12 protein-coding genes and 1 tRNA gene are annotated in these 14,380 nt (G+C 73.9%); 8 read left to right on the plus strand and 5 right to left on the minus strand.

Going from position 1 to position 14,380, the window contains the following annotated elements:
• Window positions 1-198: 198 nt before the first annotated feature.
• The 8 genes from HGA03_RS12130 to HGA03_RS19380 all read left to right on the plus strand — a co-directional run bounded on the left by HGA03_RS12130 (window position 199) and on the right by HGA03_RS19380 (window position 8,697).
• Window positions 199-1,209, plus strand: a complete 1,011-nt coding sequence (locus tag HGA03_RS12130; protein ID WP_168630547.1) for a LacI family DNA-binding transcriptional regulator — start codon at window positions 199-201, stop codon at window positions 1,207-1,209.
• A complete protein-coding gene (locus HGA03_RS12135) occupies window positions 1,206-2,759 on the plus strand; it encodes a sugar ABC transporter ATP-binding protein (protein WP_239073529.1) in 1,554 nt (517 codons plus the stop codon). Before HGA03_RS12130 ends, HGA03_RS12135 begins: the two co-directional genes overlap by 4 nt.
• Entirely contained in the window at window positions 2,756-3,745 is a 990-nt protein-coding gene (locus HGA03_RS12140) for an ABC transporter permease (protein ID WP_168630548.1), read from the plus strand. The genes HGA03_RS12135 and HGA03_RS12140 overlap by 4 nt, the downstream gene beginning before the upstream one ends.
• A 48-nt stretch (window positions 3,746-3,793) precedes the next feature.
• Window positions 3,794-4,747, plus strand: a complete 954-nt coding sequence (locus tag HGA03_RS12145) for a substrate-binding domain-containing protein (RefSeq protein WP_168630549.1) — start codon at window positions 3,794-3,796, stop codon at window positions 4,745-4,747.
• Window positions 4,744-5,706, plus strand: coding sequence for a ribokinase (locus HGA03_RS12150; protein WP_203767349.1), 963 nt, complete (start codon window positions 4,744-4,746; stop codon window positions 5,704-5,706). Before HGA03_RS12145 ends, HGA03_RS12150 begins: the two co-directional genes overlap by 4 nt.
• Entirely contained in the window at window positions 5,703-6,086 is a 384-nt protein-coding gene (locus HGA03_RS12155) for an RbsD/FucU domain-containing protein (RefSeq protein WP_168630550.1), read from the plus strand. Before HGA03_RS12150 ends, HGA03_RS12155 begins: the two co-directional genes overlap by 4 nt.
• A gap of 62 nt (window positions 6,087-6,148) precedes the next feature.
• Window positions 6,149-6,418, plus strand: coding sequence for an acylphosphatase (locus tag HGA03_RS12160; RefSeq protein ID WP_168630551.1), 270 nt, complete (start codon window positions 6,149-6,151; stop codon window positions 6,416-6,418).
• Window positions 6,415-8,697 carry a threonine/serine exporter family protein gene (locus HGA03_RS19380; protein WP_168630552.1) on the plus strand — a complete coding sequence of 761 codons (2,283 nt, stop codon included), beginning with the start codon at window positions 6,415-6,417 and terminating at the stop codon, window positions 8,695-8,697. Before HGA03_RS12160 ends, HGA03_RS19380 begins: the two co-directional genes overlap by 4 nt.
• Window positions 8,698-9,031: 334 nt before the next feature.
• On the opposite strand, the gene HGA03_RS12170 is transcribed toward HGA03_RS19380, so the two are convergent.
• The 5 genes from HGA03_RS12170 to HGA03_RS18985 form a co-directional block, all read right to left on the minus strand.
• Window positions 9,032-9,895: a DUF4031 domain-containing protein gene (locus HGA03_RS12170; RefSeq protein WP_308439749.1), complete on the minus strand. Its 864-nt coding sequence runs from the start codon at window positions 9,893-9,895 to the stop codon at window positions 9,032-9,034.
• Between the two features lie 79 nt (window positions 9,896-9,974).
• Window positions 9,975-10,045 (minus strand) — tRNA-Gly (locus tag HGA03_RS12175).
• Window positions 10,046-10,152: 107 nt separating this feature from the next.
• Window positions 10,153-12,627, minus strand: coding sequence for a glycoside hydrolase family 94 protein (locus HGA03_RS12180; protein ID WP_168630553.1), 2,475 nt, complete (start codon window positions 12,625-12,627; stop codon window positions 10,153-10,155).
• 178 nt (window positions 12,628-12,805) lie between these two features.
• Window positions 12,806-13,084, minus strand: a complete 279-nt coding sequence (locus HGA03_RS12185; protein WP_168630554.1) for an ANTAR domain-containing protein — start codon at window positions 13,082-13,084, stop codon at window positions 12,806-12,808.
• Window positions 13,081-14,283 carry a hypothetical protein gene (locus HGA03_RS18985; protein ID WP_239073528.1) on the minus strand — a complete coding sequence of 401 codons (1,203 nt, stop codon included), beginning with the start codon at window positions 14,281-14,283 and terminating at the stop codon, window positions 13,081-13,083. The genes HGA03_RS12185 and HGA03_RS18985 overlap by 4 nt, the downstream gene beginning before the upstream one ends.
• Between the last annotated feature and the right edge of the window lie 97 nt (window positions 14,284-14,380).

Here is a 14,380-nt window from a genome sequence, read left to right on the forward strand (position 1 = left end):
TCACGCCCGTGCGGCCGATGTGGACGCAATCGGACAGCGCCCGGTCGAGAAGCCCCCGGGCGGCGCATCGGCGCGGTCACCACCGGGTGTTGACGCCGTCGCCGAGGTCGCCTACGGTCGTGTAACCGATTCCATGGAATCGGTTACACACGCACCGCGGCGTGGTCGCCCCCGCCGCCCGGCTCGACGAGGAGCGCGATGCAGACCCCCACCATCCGTGACGTGGCAGCCCGGGCCGGGGTCTCGGTGGCGACCGTCTCCCGGGTGCTGTCCGAGCACCCGAGCACCTCGGCGGCGTCCCGGCAGAAGGTGCTCAGCGCCGCGGCCGACCTCGGTTTCCGGCCGAACGCCCAGGCCCGGTCGCTGCGCCGCACCCGGACCAACACCATCGGCGTGCTGGTCTCGGACGTGCGCAACCCGTTCTTCGCCGAGATCGCGCACACCGTGGAGCAGACCGCCCTCTCGCACGAGATGGCCACCCTGCTCTGCAACGCCGACGAGTCCACCGAGCAGCAGGACCACTGCCTGGACCTGCTGGTCTCGCAGCGGGTGGACGGGATGATCGTGACCCCGCAGGGCGACGGCTCCGGCTCGCTGCGCGAGGTGCTGTCGCTCGGGCTGCCGGTGGTGTTCGTGGACCGGACGATCGACGGTGTCGAGGTGCCGAGCGTGACCTCGGACAACCGGACCGGGATCGTCGAGGCGGTGCAGCACCTGGCCGGGCTCGGGCACCGCCGGATCGGCTACGTTGCCGGTCCCCAGGTGACGTCGACCGGCCGGGAGCGGTTGGCGGCCTACCGGGAGGCGGTGGCCGATGCCGGGCTGGACACCGACCCGGGGCTGGTCTTCGAGGGGGACTTCCGGTCGGCGTCGGGGGTCGCCGGCGCCCGGGCCCTGCTCGCCCTGCCCGACCCGCCGACCGCGGTGCTGGCCGCCGACTCGCTGATGACCTTCGGCGTGCTGCTGGAGTGCCGGGACCGGGGACTGCGGATCGGGGCTGACCTGTCGGTGATCGGCTACGACGACATCGAGTCCTTCGGCCTGGTCAGCCCGCCGCTGACCGTGATCGCGCACGACCCGTCCCGGATGGGCGCGCTGGCGGTGGACATGATCCGCGACCTGCTCGCCGGTGAGCCGGTGACCTCGGCGGTGCTGACCAGCAGCCTGGTGCTGCGCGGGTCGACCGGCCCGGCCGGGGGCACCCGGTGACCGCGGCGGAGCAGCTGCCGGCCCCGGTGCTGACCCTGGACCGGGTGTCCAAGTCGTTCGGGCCGGTGCGGGTGCTGCAGGACGTCACCGTGCATGTCCGTCCCGGCCGGGTGCAGGTGCTGCTGGGCGAGAACGGCGCGGGCAAGTCGACGCTGATCAAGATGATGTCCGGGATCTACCAGCCGGACGCCGGCCGGGTGGTGGTGGACGGCACACCGGTGCACCTGAACGGGGTGCGGGCGGCCGAGCACCTGGGCATCGCCACCATCCACCAGGAGCTGAACCTGGTCTCCGGCATGTCGGTGGCCGAGAACGTGATGATGGGCCGGTTGCCTGCCCGCGCCGGGCTGGTCGACCGCCGGGCCACCCGCCGGCTGGCCCGCGCCGCGCTGGACCGGGTGCGGCTCGACGTCGGGCTGGACACCCCGGTCGGCGAGCTCGGCATCGCCCGGCAGCAGCTGGTCGAGATCGCCAAGGCGCTCAGCCTGGACGCCCGGATCCTGATCCTGGACGAGCCGACCGCCGCGCTGACCGGTGCGGAGACCGAGGTGCTGTTCGGTGTGGTCGAGGAACTGCGCGCCAACGGCGTCGCGATGGTGTTCATCAGCCACCACCTGGAGGAGATCGCGGCGATCGGCGACAGCGTCAGCGTGCTGCGCGACGGGTCGCTGGTGGCCGAGGTCCCGGCGAGCACCGACCAGGACGAGCTGGTCCGGCTGATGGTCGGCCGGGACATCACCGAGCAGTTCCCGCCCCGGACGCACCGGGTGGGCGAGGAGGTCGTGCTGGACGTCCGCGGCCTGAACCGGACCGGCGTGCTGCACGACCTGAACCTGCAGGTCCGGGCGGGCGAGGTGGTCGGGGTGGCCGGACTCGTGGGTGCCGGGCGGACCGAACTGCTGCGCGCGGTCGCCGGGGCCGACCCCTACGACAGCGGCACGGTCACCGTCGAGGGGCGGGTCCTGCCCGGGCACTCGGTCGGCCGGGCGGTGGCCGCCGGGATCGGGCACGTGCCGGAGGACCGCAAGGCGCAGGGCCTGGTGCTGGACGCCTCGGTCGCCGACAACCTGGGCTACGCCACCCTGCGGTCCACCGCCAGGGGCCCGCTGGCCGACCTGTCCGGGCAGCACCGCCGCGCCGCCGAGGTGGCCGAGCGGCTGCGGATCCGGATGCGCGACATCGACCAGGACGCCCGGGACCTGTCCGGCGGCAACCAGCAGAAGATCGTCTTCGGCCGCTGGGTGCTCGCCGGGTCGCGGGTGCTGCTGCTGGACGAGCCGACCCGCGGCGTGGACGTCGGCGCCCGGGTCGAGATCTACGAACTGATCAACGCGGTCGCCGCGGCCGGCGGTGCCGTGCTGCTGGTGTCCAGCGATCTTCCCGAGGTGCTCGGCATGGCCGACCGGGTCCTCGTCATGAGCGGGGGCCAGCTCGCCGGAGAGCTGCCCCCCACCGCCGGCCAGGACCAGGTGATGGCCCTGGCGGTCCGCAATGCCGATGACGACGGCCACGCGGCGCCCTCGCACGCACCCGAAGGGAACCAGCCATGAACGCGCCCAGCACCACCGCGACCGCACCGCGCCGGGGGCTGCGGCTGCCCGGTGCCCACAGCCAGCTGATGTCGACGCTGCTGCCGTTCATCGGCCTGCTCGCACTCTGCCTGGTGCTGTTCATCCTCACGCCGAACTTCCTCACCCTGGACAACCTGCTCAACGTCGGGGTGCAGGCCTCCACGATCGCGGTGCTCGCCTTCGGGATGACCTTCGTGATCGTGGCGGCCGGGATCGACCTGTCGGTCGGCTCGGTGGCGGCGCTGTCCGGGATGGTGTCGGCCTGGATCTTCAGCACCGCACAGCTGCCCGGCTGGTTGTCGCTGGTCGGCGGGCTGGTGGTCGGGCTGATCGCCGGGGCGGTGTCCGGCTTCGCGGTCGCCTATGGCCGGTTGCCCGCGTTCATCGCGACCCTGGCCATGCTGTCGGTGGCCCGCGGCCTGACCCTGGTGCTGTCCGACGGGCGGCCGATCCGCACCGCGCCGGAGGTGTCCTGGCTGGGCAGCGACCTGGGCGGGGTGCCGGTGCCGATCCTGGTGCTGGCGCTGGCCGGGATCGTCACCGCCTTCGTGCTGAACCGCACGGTGATCGGGCGGTCGATGTACGCCGTCGGCGGCAACGAGGAGGCCGCCCGGCTGTCCGGCATCCCGGTCAAGCGGGTGCTGGTGACCGTCTTCGCGCTGTCCGGGCTGTTCGCGGGCCTGGCGGGGATGCTGATCGCCGGCCGGCTCGACTCCGCCCAGCCCCAGGCGGCCTCCGGTTACGAGCTGGACGCGATCGCCGCGGTGGTGATCGGCGGCGCCTCGCTGTCCGGCGGGGTCGGCCGCGCCTCCGGCACCCTGGTCGGCGCCCTGATCCTGGCCGTGATCCGCAACGGCCTGAACGTGCTCGGGGTGTCCTCGTTCTGGCAGCAGGTCGTGATCGGCCTGGTGATCGCGCTGGCCGTCCTGATCGACGTGCTGCGCCGGCGTGGCCGCCGGGTCTGACGCCCCACCCCTCATCCCTCAGCAAGTCCCCTACCGAAGGAGCGAACGATGACGTTCTCCACCCGAGGCCGGATCGTGGCCGCCGTGCTGTCCGCCGGTCTGTTGATCGGCACCGCGGCGTGCGGTCGCGGCGGCGAGTCCGGCGGCGACGGCACCGGCGGCGGCGACGCGGTCACCCTGTCGCTGTCCACCCTGAACAACCCGTTCTTCGTCGATGTCCGGGACGGGGCGCAGGCCGCCGCGGACGAGCTGGGCCTGTCGCTCACCGTGGTCGACGCCCAGAACGACTCCACCACCCAGACCGACCAGATCGCCTCGGCGGTCTCCGCGGGCACCGCCGGGCTGATCATCAACGCGGTCGACTCCGACGCCGCAGCCGCCGCGGTCGCCCCGGCACTGTCCGGTGAGCTGCCGGTGATCGGGGTGGACCGGGCGGTCAACGACGCCGAGATCACCTCCCTGGTGTCCAGCGACAACGTGGCCGGTGGCCGGCAGGCGGCCGACGCGCTGGCCGAGGCGATCGGCGAGTCCGGCAAGGTGATCGTGCTCCAGGGCCAGCCGGGCACGTCGGCCAGCCGGGACCGGGGCGCCGGGTTCACCGAGGGGATCGCCGCGTACCCGGACATCGAGGTCGTCGCGCAGCAGACCGCCAACTTCGACCGGGCCGAGGCGCTGGACGTGGCGACCAACCTGCTGCAGGCGCACCCGGACGTGGTCGGCATCTTCGCCGAGAACGACGAGATGGCGCTGGGTGCGATCCAGGCGCTCGGCTCCCGGGCCGGGCAGGACGTGTTCGTGGTCGGCTTCGACGGCACCGACGACGGCCTGACCGCCGTGCAGGACGGCACCCTGGTGGCGACCATCGCCCAGCGGCCCCGCGAGCTCGGCCGCCAGGCGGTGGAGCTGATGGCGGCGGCCCTCGACGGTGAGACCGTGGACTCCGAGGTCCCGGTGGCCGTGGAGACCGTGACCGTGGACAACGTGGAGGACTACCTGCAGTGACCACCGACGACAACGCCCCCGAGGTGGTGGTGGTCGGCTCCACCAACGCCGACCTGCTGGCCCGGGTCCGGGTGCACCCCGCCCCGGGTGAGACGCTGCTCGGCCGTTCGGTCGACGTGCTGCCCGGGGGCAAGGGCGCCAACCAGGCGGTGGCCGCCGCCCGGCTCGGCGCTCGGACCGCCTTCATCGGCGCGGTCGGCCAGGACACCTTCGCCCCGGCGGCGCTCAGCGGTCTGCGGGCTGCCGGGGTGGACCTGACCGGCCTGGCCGAGCTGCCCGGCGCCACCGGGATCGCCCTGGTCACCGTGGCCGACGACGGGGAGAACGCCATCGTGGTGATCCCCGGCGCCAACGGGTCGATGGACGCCGAGGCGGTGCAGCGGCACGCGGACCTGATCCGGTCCGGCCGGGTGCTGGTGCTCCAGGGCGAGATCCCGCGCTCCGGCGCCGAGGCCGCCGCCCGGGCCGCCCGCGAGGCCGGGGTGCGCCTGGTGTTCAACCTGGCCCCGGTGATCGAGGTCGACCCGGACACCCTCCGGCAGGCCGACCCGCTGGTGGTGAACGAGCACGAGGCCGCCGCGGCGCTGGCCGCCCTGGACGGTTCCGGCACCCCCGCCCCGATCACCGGCCCGGCGGACGAGGACCGGGTGGCGCAGTCGCTGGTGGAGCACGGCCTGCGCTCGGTGGTGGTCACGGTCGGGGCGCGCGGTGCCCTGGTCGCCCGGGCCGGGGAGGCCCTGACCAGGGTGCCCTCGCCGCGGGTCCGGGCCGTGGACACCACCGGTGCCGGCGACGCCTTCGTCGGGGCGCTGGCCCACCGGCTCGCTCGCGGCGACGACCTGGTCACCGCCGCGCACCTCGCCGCCCGGGTCGGGGCCTACGCGGTCGGCCGGGCCGGGGCGCAACCGTCCTACCCGGGCGCCACCGACCCGTTGCCGGTGGTCGAGGAGCAGGGGTGAAACGGTCCGGCATCCTCAACCCGGCGCTCGCGGCCGGGATCGCCCGGCTCGGACACGGGCACCTGGTCGCGATCGTCGACTGCGGGACGCCGCTGCCCCGGGACGCCCGGGTGGTCGACCTGGCCCTGGTCGCCGGGGTCCCGTCGCTGACCGCGGTGCTGGACGCCGTGCTGGCCGAGATCGTGGTCGAGGGCTCGATCGCCGCCGCGGAGTCGGGCGGCACCCCGGTCGGCGGATGGTTCGCCGACCGGGGCCTGGCCCCCGACCTGATCCCGCACGACCGGTTCAAGGACCTGCTCGCCGACGCCGCCCTGGTGATCCGCACCGGCGAGGCCACACCCTGGGCGAACATCGCGCTGCGCTGCGGCGTGCCGTTCTGATCGGTCGCCCCCGGGCCGTCCCCAGGCCGCGTCGGTACGCTGCCCGGACGGGAGGTGCGGGTGTGCGTCGCTGGCGGGTGATCGTCGAGGGCCGGGTCCAGGGGGTCGGCTTCCGCTGGTCCGCTGCCCGGGAGGCCGAGCGCCTCGGGCTGTCCGGCTGGGTCGCCAACCGGGACGACGGCACCGTCGAGGCGGTGATCGAGGGCGACGAACCGGCCGGCCGGGCGATGCTGGACTGGCTGCGCCACGGCCCGCGCGGCGCCCACGTCGACCGCACCACCGTGGCCGAGGAGCAGCCGGAGGGCCTGCAGGGATTCGGTGTGCAGCGGTGACGGCGATCGGCATCCAGGTCGCGGTGCCCACCTCGGTCGAGCAGCCCGACGCGCCGGAGACCGCCCGCGCCACGGCCGATCCCACCACCGAACCCGGCCCCACCAGCACTCCGGCACCCAGCACCGGGCCGACCACCGGGCCGACCCAGGCGCCCGAGCCCACCCGGCAACCCGGTGACGGCTCCACCACTCAGCCCACGCAGGGCCCCACCGCCGAGCCGGCCCCCACCACCGAACCGAGTGCCCCCGCCTCGCCCAGCCCGGAGCCGACCAGCACCAGCACGGTGCCCGTCCCCGGCTGGATCTCCCGCCCCGCGGCCGCCGACTCCGGGCTGCCCTGGGGGATGGTGCTGGTCGCGGTCCTGGTGCTGGTCGCGGCGGCCGCCGGGCTGGTCTGGCTGTGGCGGACCGGGGCGCTGGGCGGGCGGCGCGGTGCGGTGGCGGGGGCCGTCCCGGAGCCTGGTGTGGCGAGTCGGCGATCCGGGGTGGACCGGGACGCGGACACCGTGGTGCTCGGCCCGGTGGCGGACGGGGACACCGCGGAGCTGCCGCCGGTGGGTGGCGGGGTGGACGCGGCTGCCGTGCCAGCGGCGGACGCCGGGGAGGGCCCGACTGCCGTGCCGCCGGTGGTCGCCGGGGTGGACCCGGCTGCCGTGCCGCCGGTGGACGCCGGGGTGGACCCGGCTGCCGTGCCGCCGGTCGCCGGTTCGGGCACGGGCACCGCGGGTGGGCCGTCCGCGGAGGGGGCCCCTGCCTCCGCGACGGACCGGGACGGCGACACCGAGGCCGCGCCGTCCGATCCCGGCCGAGACCCGGTGGCCGCGGGAGCCGGAGAGGCTGCGGCCCCGGACGGCGCCGATGACACCGACCTGGCCCATCCCGACCCGGCCCATCCCGACCTGACCCACTCCGTCCCGGCGACCGCTCCGGCCGAGGCCGCGCCGGTCACCGGGGTGATCGCGGTCGCCACGGTGGACGACCCGCACGAGACGCTGCCCCGCGCCGCGGTCCCGCAGGCGTCGGAGCCGACCGGCACCGCCGACCCGGAGCAGACCGTGCGGTTCCTGGTCCGGCTGGGCGAGGCGATGGTGAACAGCAGCTCCCCGATCGCCCAGGTCAACGGCACCCTGGAACGCATTGCCGTGGTGAACGGCCTGCCCGGCACCGCGGTGGTGACATTCCCGACCGCACTGATGGTGTCCGTGCCGGACGGGCGCACCGTCCGGACCGCCGTGGCGACCGCGGGCTCGCAGACGCTGCGGCTGGACCAGATCGCCGACGTGCTGGACCTCGCCCAGTCCGCGGTGCGCGGCGACACCACTCCGGAGGACGGCCTGGACCGGCTCGCCACGGTGCTGGACTCGCCGCCGCCGTCCACCGGTCGCCGGCGCGCACTGGGCTACGTGGTGGTCGCCGCCGGTCTGTCGCTGGTGCTGGGTGGCGGTTGGCTGGACGTGCTGATCGCCGCGGTGCTCGGCGGGCTGGTCTCCGTGGTCACGCACCTCACCCGCCGGATGCCGGCCGTCTACCAGGGCCTGCTCACCGGGGCGTGCGCGTTCCTGGTCGCGGTGCCGGTGTTCCTGCTGGTGCGCACCGGGCTGCCGGTCGGGCTGCTCGCGCCCCTGATCGGCCCGCTGGTCACCTTCCTACCCGGGGCACTGCTGACCACCGGCGTGATCGACCTGGCCACCCGCCAGATGATCGCCGGGTCGGCTCGGCTGGCCTCCGGTGTGATGCAGCTGGTGCTGCTCGGCCTGGGGATCACCGCCGCCGCCGGTCTGGTCGGGGTGCCGGCCACCGAGTTCGGCGCCGGCGGTGGTCACCCGCTCGGCTGGGCCGCCCCGTGGCTCGGGGTGCTGGTGTACGCGGTCGGCGTGGTGCTGAACAACGACGCCCGGCCCGGCGCGCTGCCCTGGATCGCCCTGGTCCTGGTGGTGGCCTATGCCGGGCAGGTGGTCGGCGGGCTGCTGCTGGGCACGTCGGTGTCGTCCTTCGTCGGGGCGCTGGCCATGACACCGGTGGCGATGATCGCCGCCACCCGGCCGTCCGCCCCACCGTTCCTGGTGACCTTCCTGCCCGGGTTCTGGGTGCTGGTGCCCGGTGCGCTCGGCCTGGTCGGCGTCACGTCCGCCCTGGACCAGGTGACCGACCAGACGATCACCACGATCGTCACCGCCGGGGTCTCGATGGTGACGATCTGCCTCGGCGTGCTGGCCGGACTGGCGCTCGGTTCCGGACTCCAGCGCCGCCTCGCGCCGGACATGCCGCCGCTGATCTGAGCGGGGTCGGCTGCCCAGCTTGCCGTGCATCCGCCTGGGCCCGCTCGCCGCGTCGCCGCCCGCGCCCCGCTCGCCGTGTCGCCGCCCGTGCCCAGCTCCGCGCCGAGAGTGCACGAATGCACGCGTCCCAGGCCGTGAGGCCTGCATTCGTGCACTCTCGGCGTGCGGCGTGCGGCGTGCGGCGTGCGGCGTGCGGCGGCCGGCGTGCGGCGGCGCTGGGGACGGGGCGTCGTCGGGTGGGGGCGGTCGGCCCAGATGGACCGGCTCGGGTGGCCGCGAGCACGCGAGCACGCGAGCACGCGGGCGCTGCGCTGGGTCGATCGAAGCCGGGGGTTCAGGCGCGGGCGGTGAGGGCGTGCAGCTCCGCGCGGAGGTTGGTCTCGGCGCGGGCGGTCCACTGCCCGCGGGCCCGGTCGGTGGCATACAGCGAAGGCAGGGCGAGGAGCTGGTCCAGGACCGCCGCTCGCCCGGCGCGGAAGTCCGGATCAGGCACGTGCGCGTACTCGGCGCGGACCTGCCGGGTGTACTCGGCATACCGGCTGGGCTCGGCCGCCAGGATCGCCAGGTCGGCGTCGCTGACCAGGGCGGCGGCCGGGTCGGCGGGGTCAGGATCGTGGTGCGCTGTCATCCGGACCAGGTCGGCCACCCGCTCGTCATCCAGGACCGTGAGCGCGAGCTCCGCGGAGGCGTCCTCGTCGGCGGGGGTGCTGCCCCGGTGGATGGCGTCGTGGAACCACAGGGCGAGTTCGGCGGTGCGCCGGTCCCCGGGGCCGGTCGACTCGGCGGCGAGCAGGTCCAGCGCGGTCAGCGCCTCGGCCAGGTGCACCGGCCCGTGGTACGCCCGGTGCGGTTCCCGCCAGCGGAGCAACAGGTCGTCCACCGGCAGGTAGTCGTCGGGCCGTGCGTCCAGCCACCGCCGCCGGAGTCTCTTCAGCACCGCCCGGTCTCGCCCCCGGACCCGCAGACCGGACCCGATCAGCCGGCGGGTCAGCTCCCCGCCGCCCAGCGGCACCGCCCCGGCGTCGACCGCGTCCTGGTACCGGGATGCCGGGATGTCATAGTGGTCCAGGTCGAAGGCCCGCCGGCCGATGCCCAGCCCGGCGGCGAAGTCGTGCAACTCGGCGGGGGAGCTGTCCGAGACCAGGTGCGACCACAGGGTGTCGTGGGCGGGCCAGGCCGGGGGGTCGACGAGGATCACCGGGCGATCGTACGAGCGGCGGACCGGTTCCACCCCGGTACGACGAAGGCCCGGACCGCCGGGTCCGGGCCTTCGAGCGAGCGGATGACGGGAATCGAACCCGCGCTGTCAGCTTGGGAAGCTGAAGTTCTACCATTGAACTACATCCGCGTGACCGTCCGGGTGGACGGCCGTGACCAGTGTAACGGCTCCGCGCCGGGGATGGGACCCGCCGCGATGAGGGCTCCGGGGACTGAGTCTCCCGGAGCCCTCATCGATCAGACGGTGACCTCGACCCGGACGGTGCTGCCGGCGGGGGCGTAGGGCACGGTGCGGCCGGTGATCGGCTCACCATCGACGGTCACCGCGGCGCGGGCACCGGGAGTGCCGGAGTTGGTGACGGCGATCTCGTACCGGGCGCCGCGGATGGTGCGGTTGACCGTGAACGACGGGACGTCCGGGCCGAGCTGCGGGTCGACGACCAGGCCGTCGTAGTCCGGGCGGACGCCCAGCAGGTACTGGGACACCGCGACGAAGTTCCAGGCGGCGGTGCCGGTCAGCCAGGAGTTCTTGGCCTCGCCGTGCCGGACCGCCTCCTTGCCGGCGATCATCTGGGCGTAGACGTAGGGCTCCAGGCGGTGCACCTCGGAGATGTCCTCGCGGTAGGCCGGAGTGATCCGCTTGTAGTAGTCGAACGCCCGGGCGCCGTTGCCGACCACGGTCTCGCCGATGATCACCCACGGGTTGTTGTGGCAGAAGATGCCGCCGTTCTCCTTGTACCCCGGCGGGTACGTCGACACCTCGCCCAGCTCGATCTGGTAGCTGGTGTACGCCGGGTACTGCAGCACCATGCCGTGGTCGGTGGCCAGGTGCTGGTTGACCGACGCCAGGGCGCGGACGGCCTCGGACTCCGGGTTCGCCGGGTTCTGCGGGTCGACGCCGATGCCGCCCATCACCGCGAAGCCCTGCGGCTCGATCCAGATCTTGCCCTCCGGCTTGGCGTCGGTGCCGATCGGGTTGCCGAAGAAGTCGTAGGCGCGCAGGAACCACTCGCCGTCCCAGCCGTGGGCCAGCACCGCGGCGCGCATCTCGCCCACCGCGTCCCGGGCCTTCGCGGCGACCTCGGTCAGGCCACGGCGCTCGGCCAGCTCGGCGTACTCCGGGCCGATCGCGGCGAACATCGCGGCGATGAACACCGACTCCGCGACGCCGCCGGACTGGTTTTCCGTGGTCTGGAAGGACTCGCCGGGCTCGGTGGAGAAGCAGTTCAGGTTGAGGCAGTCGTTCCAGTCGGCGCGGCCGATCAGTGGCAGGCCGTGCGGGCCACGGTTGTTCACCGTGAAGTCGAAGGACCGGGTCAGGTGCTCGAACAGCGGCACCTCGGAGCCGGGCTCGTTGTCGAAGGGCACCGGCTCGTCCAGGATCGCCCAGTCGCCGGTCTCCTTGACGTACGCCGCCACGCCGAGGATCAGCCACAGCGGGTCGTCGTTGAAGCCGGAGCCGATGTCGTTGTTCCCGCGCTTAGTCAGCGGCTGGTACTGGTGGTACGCCGACCCGTCCGGGAACTGGGTGGAAGCGATGTCGATGATCCGCTCGCGGGCGCGCTCCGGGACCAGGTGCACGAAGCCGAGCAGGTCCTGGTTGGAGTCGCGGAAGCCCATCCCGCGGCCGATGCCGGTCTCGAAGTAGGACGCCGACCGGGACATGTTGAAGGTGACCATGCACTGGTACTGGTTCCAGATGTTGACCATCCGGTCCAGCTTCTCGTCGCCGGAGCTGACCGTGTAGCTGCCCAGCAGGTCCGCCCAGTAGCTGCGCAGGCGGTCGAAGGCGGCGTCGGTCTGCTCGGTGGTGGCGTAGCGGGACAGCAGGTCGTAGGCGCGCTCGCGGTTGACCAGCTGCTGGTTGCTGCCCGGGGCCCACTTGGTGTCGTGGTCGTTCTCGACGTAGCCGAGCACGTAGGTCAGCGACCGGGACTCACCGGGGGCCAGGGTCACCTCGACCTGGTGCGAGCCGATCGGGTACCAGCCGGAGGCGACCGAGTCCGACGACTTGCCCGCGCGGGGCACTGCGGCCTCGCCCAGACCGTTCCACGGCCCGACGAAGGTGTCCCGGTCGGTGTCGAAGCCGGCGGCCCGGGTGTTCACGGCGTACACCGCGTAGTGGTCGCGGCGCTCGCGGTACTCGGTCTTGTGGAAGATCGCCGAGCCGTGCGGGCCGTCCAGGTCCACCTCGACCTCGGCCAGCGACAGGTTGCGCTGGTAGTTCGTCTGGTCGTCCTGGGCGTTCCACAGGCAGAACTCCACGAAGGAGAACAGCTGCACCGTCTTGGGCTCGGCGGAGTCGTTGGTCAGCGTGACCTGCTGGATCTCCGCGTTCTCGTCCACCGGGACGAAGAACAGGGTGTCCACGGTCAGCCCGCCGCGGGAGCCGGTGATCCGGGAGTAGCCCAGGCCGTGCCGCGCCTCGAAGTGGTCGAGCTCGGCCTTCACCGGCAGCCAGCCGGGGGTCCACACGTCGCCGCCGTCGTTGACGTAGAAGTACCGGCCGCCGTCGTCGGTGGGGATGTTGTTGTAGCGGTACCGGGTCAGCCGGCGCATCTTCGCGTCGCGGTAGAAGGAGTAGCCGCCCGCGGTGTGCGAGATCAGCGAGAAGAACTCCTGCGAGCCCAGGTAGTTGATCCAGGGGTACGGGGTGTGCGGCGTCGTGATGACGTACTCGCGTGCCTCGTCGTCGAAGTGGCCGAACCGCATCGTTGCGCCTTCCGGAGTGGGGTGCTGGCTGCTGTGCGGGAGCGCTCCCACGCATCCGCGATCGACAGCGTAGCGCACGGTCGAACCGCTTCAACGGGCCCTGGGGGCCGGGTAGGTGAAGGCCCTGGTGCGAGACGAGGGGGCGTCTCGCACCAGGGCCGTCCAGGGGCGGGTCCGATCAGGGCCAGAGCGCACGGGGCCCGAGCTCGATCCGCGGAGCGAGTGGATCGTCGGCGAGCGAGCCGGCGACCATCGCCTCGGCGTGCCGGCAGACCGTGTTCAGCGGCGCATCCTGGCGCTCGGCCGCGTCGGTGAGGACCACCAGCGCCTCCTCGGCGTCGCAGCGCCGCAGGGCCATCACGATCCCGGTCGCCCGGGCGACCAGGACCGGGTCCTGGTCGCCCTGCGGTGAGGCCCAGCCCGCGAGTGCCCGGAGGGCCGGAGCCGGGGCGCTCATCGGACCGCCCGGTTCAGCCGCCGCAGCGCCAGACCCACCATGGTCGCGCCCGCACCGGTCAGGGCGAGCATCGCGACGCCGGAGCCGGTGGTGGCCAGGGCCGTGGGAGCCGAGGCCGTCGAGCTCGCGGTGTGCCGCGTGCTGGGCCGAGCCACCCCGGTTGCCGAGTCGGTCGTGGCGGCCAGGACCGGACTCTGCAGGGATGCGGCGGTCGGGTCGGTCGTCGCGGTCGGGTCGGTCGCCGTGGTCGGGTCGAGGTCGGTCGGCAGACCCAGCTCGACGAACTCGCTCGGGTCGACGGGGTCCGTCGGCTCGGTCGGCTCGGTCGGGTCGACAGGGTCCGTCGGGTCGGCAGGGTCGGTGGGGTCCGTCGGATCCGCCGGGTCGACAGGGTCGGTCGGGTCAACAGGGTCGGTCGGGTCCGTGGGGTCCGTCGGGTCGGCAGGGTCCGTCGGATCGACGGGATCGACGATCAGCTCAGACGTCGGCCTGCAGTACCCCTGCTCCGACACCGGTGTTCCCGTGTGGTTCACGTGCGTCCGGGTCACGCACCCGCCCTCCGGCACGCCGAAGACGTCCCACGGGATGACCGTCGCGCCGTGCAGATCGGAGTCCTTGTCGATCTTCAGGTGGATCTTGCCCTCGGACGTCTCGACCCAGATGTTGACGTTCTTGTCCGGGATCGGGTCGTAGAAGTGCAGGCCGTCCTCGTCCCACCAGTAGTCCAGGGTGCCGTCGCCGGTGCCGGTGGAGGTGGGCAGGTCCGCAGGGTCGGCGACGGAGTCATCGACCGCAGGTGCCTGGCTCGGCGCCGGATCGGTGGCGGCCGGCTGAGCGGCGGCCGGTGCTGCGGTGCTCGGCTCGGCGGCCGCGGGCTCAGTGGCGGGTGCGGCAGCGGGCTCAGCGGCGGGCAGGGGGTCAGCGGCGGGCGCGGGGTCGGTGGCGGGCGCGGGCTCGGCGGCGGACACAGGGTCGGTGGCGGGTGTCGGCTCCGCGGCGGGCGCGGACGTGGCCTCGGCGGCGGACGTGCCGTCCCCGGCCTCCGGGGTGGCAGCGGGCGCCTGCGGTGCGGCCTGCGTGCTCGGCGCCGGCACTGCACCGTCCTCGGCCCCTCCCGCGGTCTCGCCGGGGAGCGCCCCGACCGGCCCCGCGATGGTCAGGGCGAGCGCCGCGGCGGCGGCGGGCATGACGGTGAGCATGGGGACTCCTCCTTCCCCGGGCAGAGCCCGGCTGGTCTCGATCGGGGCGTCCGGTCGTGGACCGGGACATGTCCAGATCACCAGCGGGAGGAGTGCG

Source organism: Cellulomonas denverensis (assembly GCF_012396125.1).
Taxonomy (GTDB): domain Bacteria; phylum Actinomycetota; class Actinomycetes; order Actinomycetales; family Cellulomonadaceae; genus Cellulomonas; species Cellulomonas denverensis.